Origin of the sequence: Streptomyces alfalfae, assembly GCF_004127445.1 — a bacterium.
GTDB classification, from domain to species: domain Bacteria; phylum Actinomycetota; class Actinomycetes; order Streptomycetales; family Streptomycetaceae; genus Streptomyces; species Streptomyces alfalfae.
Map to the genome: position 1 here is coordinate 52,233 of NZ_QEXM01000012.1, position 15,173 is coordinate 67,405.

Here is a 15,173-nt window from a genome sequence, read left to right on the forward strand (position 1 = left end):
GCGCCGCGCCGAGCCCACCCACCCGAAGGGACCACACCCGATGTCCGACCTCACGCCTCCCGAGGCGGCCCGCCTCGCCGCTCGCGCGGGGCTTCCGCTCGCCGACGCCCGCACCGCCGGAGTCGCGGCCACGGCCAACCACATCCACTCCGTCGTCTCCGCCCTGCGCGACCTGGACTTCGGCGACACCCCGCCTGCCGCCGCCTACCGGGCGCTGGCCACCCGGCACGCGGACGCCCGGAAGGAGAATCCCGATGGCACTCGCTGACCTCACCCTCACGGAAGCCTCGGAGGCGATACGGGAGCGCCGCCACTCCCCCGTCGAGCTCGTCGAGGCGGTCCTCGACCGCGTCGAGCGGGTGGAACCCCGGCTGCACGCCTACGCGGCCGTGACGGCGGACCGGGCCCGCCACGCGGCCGTGCGGGCCGAGCGCGAGATCGCCGCGGGGCGGTACCGCGGACCGCTGCACGGCGTGCCCATGGGCCTGAAGGACCTCATCGACGTCGGCGGCATGGCGACCGCCGCGGGTTCGCGGATCCGCGCGGATCACCGGGCCGGCTCCGACAGCGCGGTGGCCGAACGGCTGTCGGCGGCGGGCGCCGTGCTCCTCGGCAAGACCCACACGCACGAGTTCGCCTACGGTCTGACGACGCCGCAGACGAACAACGCCTGGGACCAGGGGCGTGTGGCGGGCGGGTCGAGCGGCGGCTCCGCGGTCGCCGTGGCGGCCGGCACCGCCACCTTCGCCCTCGGCACCGACACCGGCGGCTCGATCCGCGTGCCCGCCTCGCTCAACGGCGTCGTGGGCCTCAAGCCCACGTACGGTCTGGTGTCCCGGCACGGCGTCACCTCGCTCTCCTGGTCCCTGGACCACGTGGGCCCGATCACCCGGACCGTCGAGGACGCCTCCCTCGTGCTCGCCGAACTGACCGGGTACGACCCGCGGGACCCCGCGTCCGTGCCCGCGCCCGGCGGCGGCCACCGGCCGAGCGGCGCCGACCTGTCGGGGCTGCGTGTCGGGGTGCCGCGCAACTACTACTTCGAGCGGGTCGACCCGGAGGTCGAGGCCGCCGTGCGCGGCGCCGTCGCATGCCTCGCCGAGCTGGGCGCCCGCCTCGTCGACGTCGAGATCCCCATGGCCGAGCACGTCCAGGCCGTCCAGTGGGGGCTGATGGTGCCCGAGGCCACCGCCTACCACGAGCGGGGGCTGCGGAGCGCGCCCGACCTGTACGCCGACGACGTCCGCGCCCTGCTCGAAGCGGGCGAGCTGATGAGCGCCGGGGACTATGTGCGCGCCCAACGCGCGCGCACGCTGATGCGCGAGGCGTGGGCGGGGCTGCTGGACGGCGTCGACGTCATCGCCGCCCCCACCGTGCCCATGACCGCGGCTCCGGCCGGGCAGACGACGGTCACCTGGCAGGACGGCACGGTCGAGAGCGTGTCCGATGCCTATGTGCGCCTCTCCGCCCCCGCCAACATCACCGGCGTCCCGGCCCTCACCCTGCCGGTGGGACGGGACTCGGCGGGTCTGCCGATCGGCATGCAGCTGCTCGGCCGCCCCTTCGGCGAGGACGTGGTCCTGCGTGCCGGGCACGCCTACGAGCGCGCGCGGCCCGCCGCCATGGGCCGGACCGCCACGGCCGCCTGACGCAACGGCTTTGCTTTAAGGTGGTGCCATGAGTCGCAAACCCATGGTGCGCCCGGGCGGGCGCAGCGCCCGGGTCCAGGAGGCGGTGCACGCGGCGGTGCGCGAGCTGCTCGCGGAGGTGGGCCGTGAGCGGCTGACCGTGCCCATGGTCGCCTCGCGGGCCGGCGTCACGCCGTCGACCGTGTACCGGCGCTGGGGCGACCTGCAGGAACTGCTCTCGGACGTGGCGGTGGAGCACCTGCGGCCCGAGACCGAACCCGACGACCACGGTGCGCTGCCGGCGGACATGACCGCGTGGGCGGAGCAGTTCATCGACGAGATGTCCTCGCCCGCCGGGCGCGCGTACATCCGGGACGCGCTGCTCGGCGATCCGGACGGCAGCAACGCCGGCCAGTGCTCCACGTACGCGGCCGAGCAGATCGACGTCATCATCGCGCGGGCGGCGGAGCGCGGGGAGACCGTGCCCGAGCTGGAGACCGTCATCGACGCCGTCGTCGCCCCGATCATGTACCGCATCCTCTTCCGGCCGACGGAGCTCGACGCGCCGTACGCGCGACGGCTGGTGGCGTCGGTGCTCGGCGGCCGGCAGTCAGCGGCGAGCCAGCGGCGTCAGCGGTTAATCGGGTGACGGGGCGGGGCGGGCGCGCTATCGTCGGCTGCATGAACGTCATCGGACGAGACACCTTCGCGACCGCGCGAGCGACCAGCTCGCCGGTTGCCGCCGCCTGACGTCCTTCTTCCATCGGCGACCGGAAACGGCCCGCCGATGACTTCCTGGCTCTGGCTCTCCCGCCCCGGCTCCCGGTGATCGTGCGGTCCGTCGTCCGGCCGCCTCCCGCGCCCGTGAGCGAAGGAGCCACTCCCATGGACCACCACCCGAACCTGAGCACCGAACGGATCATCCGGACGTTCGTCGAGTACTTCGAGGAGCGCGGACACCGTCGCACGACGGGCTCGACGCTGCTGCCCCCGTCCGGCGACCCGGTGCTGTTCACCACCTCGGGCATGCATCCGCTCACCCCCTATCTGGAGGGGCGCCCGCACCCTCTCGGCAGGCGGCTGGTCAACGTACAGCGCTGTCTGCGCACCACCGACCTGGAGGAGGTGGGCGACCTCACCCATCTGACGGTCTTCGAGATGCTGGGCACCTGGTCGCTCGGCGACTACGAGGGGCCACAGAGCCTGGAGTGGGGGTACGAGCTGCTCACCGAGGGTTTCGGCGTCGACCCGAAGCTGCTGCACGCCACGGTGTTCGGCGGCGACGGACAGATCGGGGTCGACACCCCCAGCTTGGAGGTGTGGCGGAAGCACGGCGTCCCGGTGGAGCTGGCCGTCGAGGACAACTGGTGGAACAGCGGGCCCACCGGACCCTGCGGCCCCGACTCGGAGATCTTCCTCTGGACCGGTGACACCCCACCGCACTCGACACCCACCAGGGACGACCGGTGGGTGGAGGTGTGGAACCACGTGATGATGCGCCACCGCCGGCTCGACGACGGTTCGCTCGTACCGCTCCCCCAGCGCAACATCGACACGGGTATGGGCCTGGAACGGCTCGCCTCGCTGCTGCAGGGCCGCACGTCGGTGTTCGAGTGCGACGTCTTCGCCCCCTGGCGGCGCCTCGTGCCGGGGCTGTGGGCCCTGGACGAAGCCTCACTGCGGCTGGTCTGCGACCATCTGCGGTCGGCCATGGTGGTCATCGGCGACGGCGTACGCCCGTCCAACACCGGCCGCGGGTACGTGCTGCGCCGCCTGGTGCGGCGCGTGCTCACCACGCTGTGGCGCGACGACAACTCGCGCGAACTCGGTTCCCTGCCGGATGAGTTGTTCCGCCACACCGCCGACCACTTCCGCCAGGAGACGGACGTGGAAGGCGTGCGGGATGTGCTGCGCGAGGAGGAACAGCGCTTCCGCCGCCTCCTGGAGCGCGGCCGGCAGGTCCTCGCCCGCCCCCGCTTCCGGGGCCCGCTCGACGAGGAGGACCTGCACTATCTGCACGACACGCACGGCCTGCCGCGTGACCTCGTGCTGAGCCTGCGCGAGGAGTGAGGCCAACGGGCGCTCGGGACCCGCGCCCAGGGGCTACGCGGCCAGTTCGGCGGCCAGTTCCTTGGCGTGGGACTCGGCGGCGGCGAGGGAATCGGTGCGGGACGCCTCGTAGAGCGGGACGAGGTCGGCCATCGCCGGGACCGTCGGGGCCATGGTCAGCTCGGGGACGATGAAGGTGACGTCGAGGCCGAGTGCGCCGCCGAGCGCCTGCCGCAGGAAGTCCTGCACGTAGTCGCTGCCGTGGTTCGGAGTCCCCTCCCGGTAGGAGCCGCCACGGCTGGTCACGATCACGGCGCGCTTGCCCGCGAGCGTACGGGTTCCCGCGCCGGCGGTGCGGCCCATGGCGAAGACGTGGTCGAGCCAGGCCTTCAGCGTCGAGGGGATCGAGAAGTTGTACATCGGGGCGGCGAGCAGGAGGACGTCCGCCGCCTCGGCCTCCGCGATCACCTCGTCCCGCAGCGCGAAGGCCGCCCGCTCCTCCGCGGTGCGGTCGGCGGGGTCGGTGAACCCCGCGTAGAAGGCGTCGGCCCGCAGATGGGGCAGCGGATCGGCGTCGAGGTCCCGGTAGATCACCGTGCCCTCCGGGTGCTCGCGCTCCCAGGTCGCGCGGAACGCGGCGGTCACCGCGCGGGAGTGGGAGTTGTCACCGTTGATCGAGGTGTCGATGTGCAGCAGCGTGGCCATGGCGGCTCTCCGTATGTCAGAGGTGGGGAGGCGGATCGACTGGACTGGACTGGACTCGGCTTGGTTCGGTTCGGTTCGGCGAGGCGGAGCGCCGCGGCGCTCCCCCTGCACACCGACAGCGTGCTTCCTCAAGTTCACTTAAGGTCCAGCCTGACCCGACCCGTGTGATCCACTTCACTTTCCCGGGCCGCCGGGCCAGTCGAGCGCGTACCCTCCCGCAGCGGCCCGCCGACGAGATCGAGCACCTGGTGGACCGCCGCGGCCAGGGGCCCGGGGTCCGCGGTCTCGGCCACGGCCCGGTGGCCGTCCAGCAGCGCGCCGCCCCGCGCCGCGTCCGCGGCGAGCAGTCGGCGCGGCAGCCACTTGCCGATGCCCGTCCAGGCCCGGTGATGGGCGGTCAGCAGGTGGCTCGCCTCGCGCAACGCGAAGTCGGCCAGGGCCAGTTGCTCGTGGCGGGCTGAGCCCGGGGGCGTCCAGGAGGTCGTCCAGGTAGCAGGTCAGGGTGTAGCGCGCCTGCGACAACTCGGCGGGAGTGAGCGGTGGCGGGCCTACGGCGAGCACCGTCCGGGCACGGTCGCGGGCGCGGGAGAGGTCGCCGTGAGGGTCGAGCAGAGGGAGTCCCTGGGCGTAGACGAACAGGACGGTACCCCTGCGGCGGGCCCTGTCCCACGCGAAGAACTCGGGCAGATCGGCACGGGTGTTGAGGAACAGTTCGGCCAGGCGTCCCTCGTGGCGCAGCACCTCTCGGCGGCTCGCCCCCGTGTCCGGCAGGAGCACGGCGACGTCCAGATCGCTGGCCGGGGCGGCACGACCCTGAGCCGCGGAGCCGCCCAGAACGGCTCCGAGCGCCTGCGGGAAACGGGTGGAGACCAGGCGCAGCGCCTGCGCGGCCGGATCGTCGTGATCAGCCATGGGACCGCATCCTGGCAGGCGCGGCATCACAACGGCCCGCTGTTCCGCCCGTTCGCCTTCTTCCTGCCGGACCGGATCGCCGCCGCCGGCAAGGGTGAGTGCCGCCCGGACAGTGCCGCACCGGACGCCCACCGCCTACGTGAACGCCCCGCCGAAACCACGGAGTTGGGCCCTCGATCCACACGGAGGGGCAGTCGGCGCCCAGCTTGTCGGCGACCGCGCGATGAGGGTCTCCCACCGTCCGGCGGCCCGCCATCACGGCGGCGTACAGCCCCGCGATCAGGGGCGAGCCGGGTCCGGCACGCGGCCACCCTATGTGCTCGCCCGCTTCCACCCCGCTCGGGAAACAGGGCCCCACACGAACTGAACGGACATAACAGGCCAATTGCCCTAAACTAGTCCGAGGGTGGGCGTCACCTGACTGGTGGCGAAGACTTTATTTGAGGAGGCAATGATGCTTGCTCAGGAAACACCACTTCTCGTCAGCTCGACGGACACCGCGACACTCTGCACGGCCATGGTCGAACCCGAGGCCGCTCTGAGTGACGCGCCGGTGTACGCGCCGCAGGCTGCGGGAGTTCTTCTGCTGCTGGCTCTGCTCTCGCCGAAGGAGCCGAAGGAGCCGAAGGACAAGTGAGCCCCGATCAGTCGCAGACCGCTTTTGCCGCATCGGCGGCTGACCTGGCTGTTCGCGCCCTCGACGCCCTCCGTGGCGTCGAGGGCGCGGCCCTGGTCGCCCGGCACGTCGAGGAAGCGGCTGACCCCAAGGCCGCACTGGCCGCGATCCGCCTCGTGGGCGCCGATCTCTTCGCCCCGCACCTGCTCGCCGACGCGGTCCTCCTCCCCGAGGACGCGATGGCCGTCGTGCAGTCCTTCACCGTCTTCCCGCCCCCGGTGAGCGTCCCGGCGGCGCCGCCCGCGGGGCCCGCCGAACCCTGGATCGCCGCCTGGCGGGACTGGGCCACCTCGGCCCTGCTCGCCCGCTTCTCCGGCGGCGAGACACTGGTTCCCGAGCCCGTGGGGGCGCCCGTCGCCGAGGAGCCCGACGCGTCCGACGGGTCCGACGGGTCCGACGGGTCCGGCTCCGACTGGCAGCGCTGGTCCGTCCGCATGGGCCAGCTCTCCCCGCTCGCCCTGCCGGGCCTCGACGGGCCCGTGCACGCCGCCGCGCGGCGCGCCCCGCTGGCCCTGGCACGCGGCGCGAGCCGCGCCGTGCTGCGCCGGGACTTCCCCACCGCCATGCGGATCACGCGCTGGCTCGCCCTGCTCGCCGCCGAAGGCGCGCGGCTGCCCCTCGACCCCGCTCCCCTGGTCGAGCACCTGCGCCTGCTCGGCGGCGGACCACGGCTCGCGCTCGACGCGGCGATCGCCGGGCGGCTGCTCGCACCGGCCCGCCGCGACCGCGCCTGACCCCGCACGGGACATCACGGGAGACCACGGGAGATTCCATGACGGACACCGCGACGCGGACGGCACACCAGGTCAGCTCCCGGGCCATGGCCTGGCTGCACACGCACCACCGGCTCGGCGCGCTGCCCGCCGACACCACCGCCGACCTCGGCGACCCGGACAGCGTCTACAAACCGCTCGGCGAGACCGCCCTCGCCGCCTCCCTCGTGCTGCGCGAAGCCGCCGCCGGAAGCACCCAGCTGCGCATGGCCCGCGAACTCCTCGACTTCTGCTGGCAGCAGCTCGGCGCGGGCGACATGCTGTACGAGCGGCTGCTGCGGTACTCGATGATGACCGACCCGCTGGAGACGTACGCCCCCTTCGCCCGCAGCGGCCTCCGCCACGAAGCCCTGGAGCGGCTGCTCGCCCACACCGGCGGCCTGCGGTCCGTGCGGGGCGTGGAGATCATGCCCAACCGGCGACTCGCGGTCGCCAACGCCGCCCGCGTCGTCGGCCTCGACCGGCCGGACGACTGGTCCGCGCTGGCCCGCGCCACCTGGCTCGGCGGGCTGCCCGAGCCGTGGCTCGTGGACTGGATGTCCGCCTACTGCGCCACCCACACCGTCTTCCATCTCACCGACTGGGGCGCCCGCCCCGCGGGCCTGCCAGCGGACATCACCGCGTACATGACCGCGTGGCTGCCCGTGTGGATCGACATCTGGGCGGAGATCGAGCAGTGGGACCTGGTCGGCGAGCTGATGCTCGTCGGGTGCTGCCTCGACGAGCCCTACTGCGAGACCGCCGACTGGGAGCGGCTGGCCGCCGCCCAGCACGCGGACGGCCTCGTGCCGCGCGACGGCGAACCGGTCTCCGACGACCCCGTGCGGCGGTTCACCGACCACCAGCACACCGCCGTGGTCACCGCCGCCGCCGGCACCCTCGCGGTCTCCCGGGCGCTCGGCGGCGGAACGGCGGCCTCGTGAGCCGCGGTGGTCCGCCGCACGCCGGGGGCGGCGCACGGCCACCGCACGCCGAGGACGACGGACGGTCACCGGACACCCGTGACCAGGACGCGCCGCAGGGCCCTGCCTGGGCCGCCGCCCTCCTCGCCGGGCTCCGCGACGCCGCGCCCGGGGCCAGCGCGGTCGCGCTCGCCGTGCGGCGCGGCCCGGAACGGGCGCTGCTGACGACCGGCGCGACCACGAGGGGTGGCGGGACCCCGGCCGGGCCCGACACCCGGTTCGAGATCGGCTCGCTGACCAAGACGTTCACCGCGCTGCTGCTCGCCGAGATGGTGGCGCGCGGCGAAGTCGCGTACGACGATCCGATCGACCGGTTCCTGCCTCTGGGCGCCGCCCCGCGGCTGCGCGGCTCCCCCATCACGCTCGGCCATCTGGCCACGCACACGTCGGGGCTGCCACGGCTGCCGCGGGGGTTCCTGCTCGGCAGCGCGTCCGCCTATTTCAGCAACCCCTACGCCCACCGCTCCCGCGCCGACCTGTGGCGGGCCCTCGGGCGCACCCGGCCGCACGCCGCCCCCGGCACCCGCGTGCGCTACTCCAACCTCGGGGTCGGGCTGCTCGGCGAGCTGCTCGCCCGCGCCGCGCACGGCCCCGGCGGTGCCTACGCCCCGCTGCTCGACGAGCGCGTCCTGCGCCCGCTCGGCCTGACCCGTACGAGCTGCGACACCGGGCAGCCGCAGGCCACCGGGTACTGGCACGGCCGGGCGCGGCCCGCGTGGCGGATTCCCGCCCTGCCCGGCGCCGGGGCCGGGCGGTCGAGCCCGCGTGACCTGCTGGCGTTCCTGGGCTTTGTGATGGACCCCGCGTCGGCGCCCCCGGACGCTCCCGGCCCGCTCAGGGCCGCGCTGGCGGACGTCACCGGGCCGCGCATCGCCCTGCCGCGCACCGGCCGGCGCATCGCCCTGGTGTGGAACATCCGCCCGCGCCCAGGCCACGACCTCTACCACCACTCCGGGGGCACCCGGGGCTTCACCGCCTTCGCGGGCTTCGATTCCCGGCACCGCATCGCCCTGGCCGCGCTGGCCAACACGCAGCCCGCCGCGACCGGCGCGTTCATCCAGCGGGCGTATCTGGGGCTGTGGGCCCTGGCGCGGGAGGAGTCACTGCGAAAGGAGCCGCTGAGGCCCGGGTGAACACCGGCGAGCCCGGATGGACATGCGTGAGCGGCCGCGTCTCTGTCCCACGAGGACGCGGCCGCCCAGTTCACACCCGGCACCGCCCACTGACCATTCACAACGGCGCCTCACAGGTTGTCACCCCTGTGCTTCTCGACTGCCCCGCTCGCAGGCGCCTACACCCCTCGGCACGGGATCGGTTCCCGGTGGCGTACAGTCTGCTCGCCGCGCCGCCTGTGCCGGACCGGGCTGCGGCGGTTCCTCTTCCCCTCGTGTGCCGGCCAGGTGACGCCATGACCTCAGACCGGCCGAAAACGGGCCCCGACGCTTCGCAGAGACCCGATGCCGAACTCTTCACGCACCGGACCACCCGCATACGCCGCCGCCTGGAGCGGCTGATAGGCATCGCGGCGACCGAGGGGAACGCCCTGGTCCCCCTCCGCAACGGGGACGAGATCTTCACCGCGATGCTCGACGCCATCGAGGGCGCCGAGCACACGGTGGACATGATGACCTTCGTCTACTGGAAGGGCGACATCGCCCACCGGTTCGCCGAGGCGCTCGCCGGCCGTGCGCGCCAAGGGGTGCGCGTGCGGCTGCTCCTGGACGGCTTCGGCAGCCGTCTCATCGAGAAGGACCAGCTGGAGCTGATGGAACGGGCCGGGGTGCACGTGACGTGGTTCCGCAGACCGCTGTCGCTCTCGCCCTTCAAGCAGAACCACCGCTGCCACCGCAAGGTCCTCGTCGTGGACGAGTCCGTGGCGTTCACCGGCGGTGTCGGCATCGCGCAGGAGTGGTGCGGCGACGCCCGCGACGAGAACGAGTGGCGCGACACGCACGTCTCGGTGCGCGGCCCCGCGGTCGACGGGATCGCCGCCGCGTTCGCGCAGAACTGGGCCGAGTGCCACGAGGAGCTGTTCGACGAGAGGGACCGGTTCATCGACCTGCCGCCGCAGGGCGACGCGGTGGTCCAGGTCGTGCGCGGCTCGGCGAGCTTCGGCTGGCAGGACATGCAGACGCTGGTCCGGGTGATGCTGGAGTCGGCCGAGGAGCGCTTCCGGCTGGCCACGGCCTACTTCGCGCCGGACGCCTACTTCGCCGAGCTGCTCTGCGCCGCCGCGCGCCGCGGCGTCGAGGTGGAGATCCTGCTGCCCGGCCCGCACACGGACAAGCGGGTCTGCCAGCTGGCGGGCCAGAACTTCTACGAGGACCTGACCGCCTGCGGCGTACGGATATACCAGTACCAGCCGACGATGATGCACGCGAAGATCATCACGGTGGACCGGGTCGCCGCGCTGGTCGGATCGACCAACTTCAACCGGCGCTCCCTCGACCACGACGAAGAAGTCATGCTCGCCGTCCTCGACCCGGACTTCACCGCCGTGCTCGACGGGCACTTCGACGAGGACCTCACCGTCAGCGAGCGGATGGAGCCCGAGCGCTGGAAGAAGCGCTCACTCGTCCAGCGGTCCAAGGAGTACGCGGTCCTGCCGATCCGCCGCTTCCTGTGACCGCGCGCGCCGCGCGGCCCCGGTTCCGCCCCCCGGATGGCGGAACCGGGCCCCTGATCAGCGGAGCGGACGCATCCTCATCCGGTCCCGGGCGTTGAGAAGGGCATGAACAACCAGAACCGTGTGATCGCCGTCGTCACCCTCGCCGCCGCCACGCTCACCCTGGCCGGGACCGCCCACGCCGCCGCGCCCGCCCCGGACGGCAGGAGCAGCGGGAACGACCTCGGCCGGGCCGTCAGCAGGACGCTCGCCGACCCGTCGGGCACCGTCGGGAGCGTCCTCGACGCCACGGAGGTCGCCCTCTCCGCCGCCCAGAAGGGCCTGGAGACGGCGGGGAGCACCCCGAAGACCGGGCGTGTGAGTGTGCCGCCGCCCCCGAGCGCGGTGAAGGGGGTCTAACCGTCCGGGCCGCCGGCCCGCGCCGTTGTCTCTCCACCTGTGTCCGGGCCGTCCTCTCTCGGGAGGGCGGCCCGGACACAGGTGATCAGACCGTGCCGAGGTCCGCGGCGTACCAGTGCTCGGGGCGCAGGTGGTAGATGGCCTGCTCCCCGTGTTCCTTGGCGGCGGACTCGACGTATCCGTCCACCTTGTCGGCCGGGAGGTAGCGCGCGGAGATCTCCCGCAGCCGCTCGACGGTCGCGTCCTCGATGCGCACCACCGGGCCCTCCACGGAGACGTACCGGACGGTCGGCTCCAGGCGGTCGACCATCAGCGAGAAGCGGCCCGCCGCCTCGATCAGGCGCCCTTTCTTGGAGTGGCGTCCGGTCATCACCCACAGGTCGCCGCCGGGCGCGTACTGGTACCAGATCGGCAGGGTGAGCGGGGCCCGCCCGTCGCCCGCCGCCACGGCGAGCGCCCCGATGTGGGGTTCGGCCAGGAACTGTTCCCGCTCTTCGACACTGAGGGACATGGACTTCTCCTTGGACACTACGGTGCTCTCGGGACTGTGCTGATCCTCAACTCGGCCGCCCCGCGCGGATATTCCGCACGCCCGCCGGGGCCTCAGCGCTCGGCGAGCGGCGTCCCGCAGCGTGCGCAGAAGCGGGCGTCGCGTTCGGTGGCGAGGCGGCCGCACTCGGGGCAGACGCGGTCGAGCAGGCAGGCGGCCTCGCCCTCTTCGGCGGGGCGGGCCGAGCCTATGGCCATGGGCGGCCTGCGGCGGTGGGCGGTCGTGTACGTGAGCCCGTCGGGACCCGCGTGCACGGAGCGGGTCGTGCCGGCGGGCAGCCAGGCGAGGACGCCGGGTTCCAGACCGAACGTCGCGTCCGGCGTGCGCACCTCGCCCGAACCGGCCAGGACGGTGACGAGCACGCCGAGGACGGTCTCGGTGTGCTCGGAGATGTACGCGTCGGGCGCGAGACGCACGACGTTGGCGTCGAGGTCGCGTGCGGGGCCGGTGAGCGACCACGTCACGCTGATCGGGCCCCGGCCCGCCGCTGCGGTCTGCTCCCTGCCGACGTACTCGGCGGCGGACGGCGACGTACTCATGGCAACTCCAGTCGACGGGGCTCGGGTCACCCTAACCAAGCCGCGCTCCCCCTGCCCGCGCGGCCCGTGCCGAGCGGTCGCCCGACCGCCCCGCCACCGCGGGCACGATTATGCTCGGCAGGCATGACCATCGAGCTGCGGCACCTGCGGGCGTTCCTCGCCATCGCCGACGAGGGCAACGTGACCCGGGCCGCCGCACGGCTCCGGCTGAGTCAGCCCGCGCTCTCACGCACCCTGCGGCAACTGGAGGACCAGCTCGGCGCACGGCTCGTCGACCGCTCCACCCACCACCTCGAACTCACCGCACGGGGCCGTGTCTTCCGTGACAAGGCCGCCGCCGCCCTCGCCGCCGTCGAGACCGCCCTCGACCCCGCCGGCCTGGGCGGCTGGCCGCTGCGGCTCGGGCACACCTGGGCGGCGCTCGGCGACCACACCGTGCCGCTGCTGCGCCGCTGGGACGAGACCAGGCCCGACGTCCCGCTCGAACTGCTCCGCGTCGACGACCGCACGGCGGGGCTGACCCGGGGCGAGGTCGACGTGGCGCTGCTGCGCGGCACGGTGACCGCCGCAGGGCTCCGCACGGAGCCGCTGCGGCACGAGGAGCGGGTGGCGGTCATGCCCGCCGACAGCCCGCTGGCGGCCCTCTCCCGGGTCACCCTCGCCGATCTCGCCGCCCATCCCCTCGCGCTGAACAGCGTCTCGGGCACCACGACCCCCGAGCTGTGGCCGCCCTCCACCCGTCCCCGCAGGACCGTCGACGTCTCCAACACCGACGAATGGCTCATGACCATCGCCGCGGGGCGCGCCCTCGGGGTCTCGACGTCGGCCACGCCGAGCAGTCACGCGCACCCCTCGCTGGTCTACCGCCCGCTCGTCGACGCGCCGCCGGTCCCCCTCGTCATCGCCTGGCGCGAGGGGCCGGGGCACCCCGCCGTCCCGGACCTGGTGGCGCTGGCCCACGACATCCTCGCCGAGTGACCGCGGCGTCCCTCAGCCGCGGCGCGCGCGGTACAGGTCCCGGAGCAGGGCGATCTCGGCCCCGTGGTGCAGGACCTCCTGGTTGACCCACCACACGACCTCGATGAACGGCTCCTCGTCATAGCTGCCGTGCGGGTAGGCGCAGTGGCCCTTGGTGTCGAGCGCGGCCTCGTCGGCGGCCTCCAGGGCGGCCCGCCAGGCGGCCGCCGCGGTGTCGAAGGCGGCCAGCGCCTCCGCGGCGTTCCCGCTGATGGCGTAGTCGTCCCGGGTGAGCGTACGGGTGCCGATGGTGTGGTCCGCGGCGACGAACAGCAGCTCGCTGAGGTGGCTCAGCCGCCAGGCGACCGTCGTGAAGGGCGGCGGCCACGGGTGCGGGTACGGGGCGGCGTCGCGGCCCCAGTCACCGGCGCCGGCGAGGGAGGCGGCGCGCGGCCCCGGCCCTTCGGAGCGCCGCCGGACCGACCAGCAGTCGGGCACCGGCTCCCAGAGGTACTCCTCGTCGGTCAGCGGCCCGGTCCTGGTCTCCGCCCCGTCACCGCTGTCCATGACGGGGCCCGCGAGGCGGCCCGAGAGACGTTCGCAGGCGAACGAGAACTGTTCGAGCAGAGGGGCCAGGCGGGGTGGTGTCACGGGACGCTCCTGTCACGGGTTCATCGGCTCGACGGTGCTCACGGCGGGGCAGCCTGCCACGGCGCGGGCGGCGGGCGCACCCGGTTTTCCGGGTTGCGCGACCGCGGTCCCGCCCACTTCCGGCATGCCGGAACGTGTGTCCTGGCCCAGTCTGGATACGCGGTCACCGCACCGACCACGCCCGACGAGGGAGCAGAGTGTCATGGGAGCCGATGTGTTCCACTCGGAAGTGCCCCTGACGGTGAACGGCGAAGCCCGCCGCCCCACCGTCGACCACCGTTCGACGCTGCTGGACGTCCTGCGCGAGCAGCTCGGCCTGACCGGCGCCAAGAAGGGCTGCGACCACGGCCAGTGCGGCGCCTGCACCGTCCTGGTGGACGGGCGCCGTGTCAACAGCTGCCTGCTGCTCGCTGTCTCCCTCGAAGGACGCGAGGTCATCACCGTCGAGGGGCTCGCCCCCGCCGGGGGTGACCTGCACCCGCTGCAGCGGGCCTTCGTCGACCGGGACGCCTTCCAGTGCGGCTACTGCACCCCGGGGCAGATCTGCTCCGCCGTCGGCGCCATCGCGGAGGCCCGCGCGGGCCGCGCCTCCCATGTGACGGACCCGGCGGCCGACGTGGGCGCGCCCGTGGAACTGACCAGGGACGAGATCCGGGAGCGGCTCAGCGGCAACATCTGCCGCTGCGGCGCCTATCCGCACATCGTCGAGGCCGTCGAGGACGTGACGCGATGAAGTCGTTCCGGTATCTGCGCGCCCACAGCGTCGAAGAGGCGACCGCCGCGCACGCGGGCCGCCCGGGCTCCCGCTACCTCGGCGGCGGCACCAACCTCGTGGACCTGATGAAGATGGGGGTGGAGCGGCCCAGGACGCTGATCGACGTCAGCGGGCTGCCGCTGGACGCGGTCGAGGAGCTGCCCGACGGTTCCGTGCGGGCCGGAGCGGCGGTGCGCAACAGCGACCTCGCCGCCCACCCGCTGGTGCGCGACCGCTATCCCGTCCTCGCCCAGGCCCTGCTCTCGGGCGCGTCGGGGCAGCTCCGCAACGCGGCGACGACCGGCGGCAACCTGCTCCAGCGCACCCGCTGCCCCTACTTCCAGGACCTCGCCAAGCCCTGCAACAAGCGGGAGCCGGGCACCGGCTGCGGCGCGCGCGAGGGCGTCCACCGCGACCACGCGGTGCTCGGGCACTCGCCGCAGTGCATCGCCACGCACCCCTCCGACATGGCGGTCGCGCTGGCCGCGCTCGACGCCCAGGTGGAGCTGCACGGGGCGCACGGGCGGCGGACCGTGCCGGCCGCCGACTTCCACCGGCTGCCCGGTGACCGCCCCGACCTGGACACCGAGATCGCGCCGGGCGAACTCATCACCGGCGTCCGCCTCCCGGCCGCCACGGCCGGGCTGCCCTCCGCCTACCGCAAGGCGCGCGACCGTGCCTCGTACGCGTTCGCGCTCGCCTCCGTGGCCGTGGTGCTCGACGTCGACGGCTCCCTCGTACGGGATGTGCGGATCGCGTTCGGCGGCCTCGCCCACCGGCCGTGGCGCGCGCTGCGCGCCGAGCGGGCCCTGGTGGGCGGCCCGGTCACCGAGGAGGCGTTCGGGCGGGCCGTCGACGCCGAACTCGCCGCCGCCGAGCCGCTGCCCGACAACGCGTTCAAGGTGCCTCTCGCCCGCGGCATCGCCTGTGACGTGCTGCGGCGCCTGAGCACGGCGCCCACCGCCGCCTGAACCGCAGCCGCCGCCCGACCT

At 73.8% G+C, this 15,173-nt stretch carries 18 protein-coding genes and 1 pseudogene; 13 read left to right on the top strand and 6 right to left on the bottom strand.

Going from position 1 to position 15,173, the window contains the following annotated elements; genetic code table 11:
- The first annotated feature begins 40 nt into the window (after nt 1–40).
- From DCW30_RS03105 to DCW30_RS03120, 4 genes are all read left to right on the top strand, one after another.
- Nucleotides 41–268 carry a hypothetical protein gene (locus DCW30_RS03105; RefSeq protein ID WP_076682307.1) on the top strand — a complete coding sequence of 76 codons (228 nt, stop codon included), beginning with the start codon at nt 41–43 and terminating at the stop codon, nt 266–268.
- Nucleotides 255–1,649, top strand: a complete 1,395-nt coding sequence (locus DCW30_RS03110) for an Asp-tRNA(Asn)/Glu-tRNA(Gln) amidotransferase GatCAB subunit A (RefSeq protein ID WP_076682309.1) — start codon at nt 255–257, stop codon at nt 1,647–1,649. Before DCW30_RS03105 ends, DCW30_RS03110 begins: the two co-directional genes overlap by 14 nt.
- A gap of 28 nt (nt 1,650–1,677) precedes the next feature.
- Nucleotides 1,678–2,277, top strand: a complete 600-nt coding sequence (locus tag DCW30_RS03115) for a TetR/AcrR family transcriptional regulator (RefSeq protein ID WP_076682311.1) — start codon at nt 1,678–1,680, stop codon at nt 2,275–2,277.
- A 236-nt stretch (nt 2,278–2,513) separates the two neighbouring features.
- Nucleotides 2,514–3,698 carry an alanine--tRNA ligase-related protein gene (locus tag DCW30_RS03120; protein WP_373569144.1) on the top strand — a complete coding sequence of 395 codons (1,185 nt, stop codon included), beginning with the start codon at nt 2,514–2,516 and terminating at the stop codon, nt 3,696–3,698.
- 33 nt (nt 3,699–3,731) lie between these two features.
- On the opposite strand, the gene DCW30_RS03125 is transcribed toward DCW30_RS03120, so the two are convergent.
- The 3 genes and pseudogenes from DCW30_RS03125 to DCW30_RS38055 form a co-directional block, all read right to left on the bottom strand.
- Nucleotides 3,732–4,382: an FMN-dependent NADH-azoreductase gene (locus tag DCW30_RS03125; protein WP_076682313.1), complete on the bottom strand. Its 651-nt coding sequence runs from the start codon at nt 4,380–4,382 to the stop codon at nt 3,732–3,734.
- Between the two features lie 134 nt (nt 4,383–4,516).
- Nucleotides 4,517–4,804 (bottom strand): hypothetical protein, encoded by a 288-nt coding sequence (locus DCW30_RS38050; RefSeq protein ID WP_335755799.1) that lies wholly within the window; start codon nt 4,802–4,804, stop codon nt 4,517–4,519.
- Nucleotides 4,805–5,165: 361 nt separating this feature from the next.
- A pseudogene (locus DCW30_RS38055) lies at nt 5,166–5,321 on the bottom strand (nucleotidyltransferase domain-containing protein); the annotation flags it as partial.
- 427 nt (nt 5,322–5,748) lie between these two features.
- Here DCW30_RS38055 and DCW30_RS03135 point away from each other — a divergent pair.
- The 6 genes from DCW30_RS03135 (at nt 5,749) to DCW30_RS03160 (ending at nt 10,730) form a co-directional block, all read left to right on the top strand.
- Nucleotides 5,749–5,931, top strand: coding sequence for a hypothetical protein (locus DCW30_RS03135; RefSeq protein ID WP_062778018.1), 183 nt, complete (start codon nt 5,749–5,751; stop codon nt 5,929–5,931).
- A complete protein-coding gene (locus DCW30_RS03140; RefSeq protein WP_079249836.1) occupies nt 5,928–6,704 on the top strand; it encodes a hypothetical protein in 777 nt (258 codons plus the stop codon). Before DCW30_RS03135 ends, DCW30_RS03140 begins: the two co-directional genes overlap by 4 nt.
- 38 nt (nt 6,705–6,742) lie before the next feature.
- Nucleotides 6,743–7,666 (top strand): DUF6895 family protein, encoded by a 924-nt coding sequence (locus tag DCW30_RS03145; protein WP_076682315.1) that lies wholly within the window; start codon nt 6,743–6,745, stop codon nt 7,664–7,666.
- Nucleotides 7,663–8,838 carry a serine hydrolase domain-containing protein gene (locus DCW30_RS03150; RefSeq protein ID WP_079249837.1) on the top strand — a complete coding sequence of 392 codons (1,176 nt, stop codon included), beginning with the start codon at nt 7,663–7,665 and terminating at the stop codon, nt 8,836–8,838. Before DCW30_RS03145 ends, DCW30_RS03150 begins: the two co-directional genes overlap by 4 nt.
- Nucleotides 8,839–9,113: 275 nt before the next feature.
- On the top strand, nt 9,114–10,331 hold the full coding sequence (locus tag DCW30_RS03155; protein ID WP_076682317.1) for a phospholipase D-like domain-containing protein: 1,218 nt from the start codon (nt 9,114–9,116) through the stop codon (nt 10,329–10,331).
- 105 nt (nt 10,332–10,436) lie between these two features.
- Nucleotides 10,437–10,730 (top strand): hypothetical protein, encoded by a 294-nt coding sequence (locus tag DCW30_RS03160; RefSeq protein ID WP_076682319.1) that lies wholly within the window; start codon nt 10,437–10,439, stop codon nt 10,728–10,730.
- Nucleotides 10,731–10,815: 85 nt separating this feature from the next.
- On the opposite strand, the gene DCW30_RS03165 is transcribed toward DCW30_RS03160, so the two are convergent.
- Both DCW30_RS03165 and DCW30_RS03170 read right to left on the bottom strand, forming a co-directional pair.
- Complete coding sequence (locus tag DCW30_RS03165) at nt 10,816–11,241, bottom strand: pyridoxamine 5'-phosphate oxidase family protein (protein ID WP_076682321.1); 426 nt, start codon at nt 11,239–11,241, stop codon at nt 10,816–10,818.
- Between the two features lie 92 nt (nt 11,242–11,333).
- Nucleotides 11,334–11,819 carry a zinc-ribbon domain-containing protein gene (locus DCW30_RS03170; protein WP_076682323.1) on the bottom strand — a complete coding sequence of 162 codons (486 nt, stop codon included), beginning with the start codon at nt 11,817–11,819 and terminating at the stop codon, nt 11,334–11,336.
- 123 nt (nt 11,820–11,942) lie between these two features.
- Here DCW30_RS03170 and DCW30_RS03175 point away from each other — a divergent pair, with 123 nt between their 5' ends.
- A complete protein-coding gene (locus tag DCW30_RS03175) occupies nt 11,943–12,797 on the top strand; it encodes a LysR family transcriptional regulator (RefSeq protein WP_076682326.1) in 855 nt (284 codons plus the stop codon).
- A gap of 12 nt (nt 12,798–12,809) precedes the next feature.
- Here the strand turns inward: DCW30_RS03175 and DCW30_RS03180 are convergent, their stop codons facing one another.
- Nucleotides 12,810–13,427: a DinB family protein gene (locus DCW30_RS03180; protein WP_076682328.1), complete on the bottom strand. Its 618-nt coding sequence runs from the start codon at nt 13,425–13,427 to the stop codon at nt 12,810–12,812.
- 202 nt (nt 13,428–13,629) lie between these two features.
- On the opposite strand from DCW30_RS03180, the gene DCW30_RS03185 reads away from it, so the two are divergent.
- Both DCW30_RS03185 and DCW30_RS03190 read left to right on the top strand, forming a co-directional pair.
- Nucleotides 13,630–14,160 carry a 2Fe-2S iron-sulfur cluster-binding protein gene (locus tag DCW30_RS03185; RefSeq protein ID WP_076682330.1) on the top strand — a complete coding sequence of 177 codons (531 nt, stop codon included), beginning with the start codon at nt 13,630–13,632 and terminating at the stop codon, nt 14,158–14,160.
- Nucleotides 14,157–15,152, top strand: a complete 996-nt coding sequence (locus tag DCW30_RS03190; protein ID WP_076682332.1) for an FAD binding domain-containing protein — start codon at nt 14,157–14,159, stop codon at nt 15,150–15,152. The genes DCW30_RS03185 and DCW30_RS03190 overlap by 4 nt, the downstream gene beginning before the upstream one ends.
- Nucleotides 15,153–15,173: the final 21 nt, after the last annotated feature.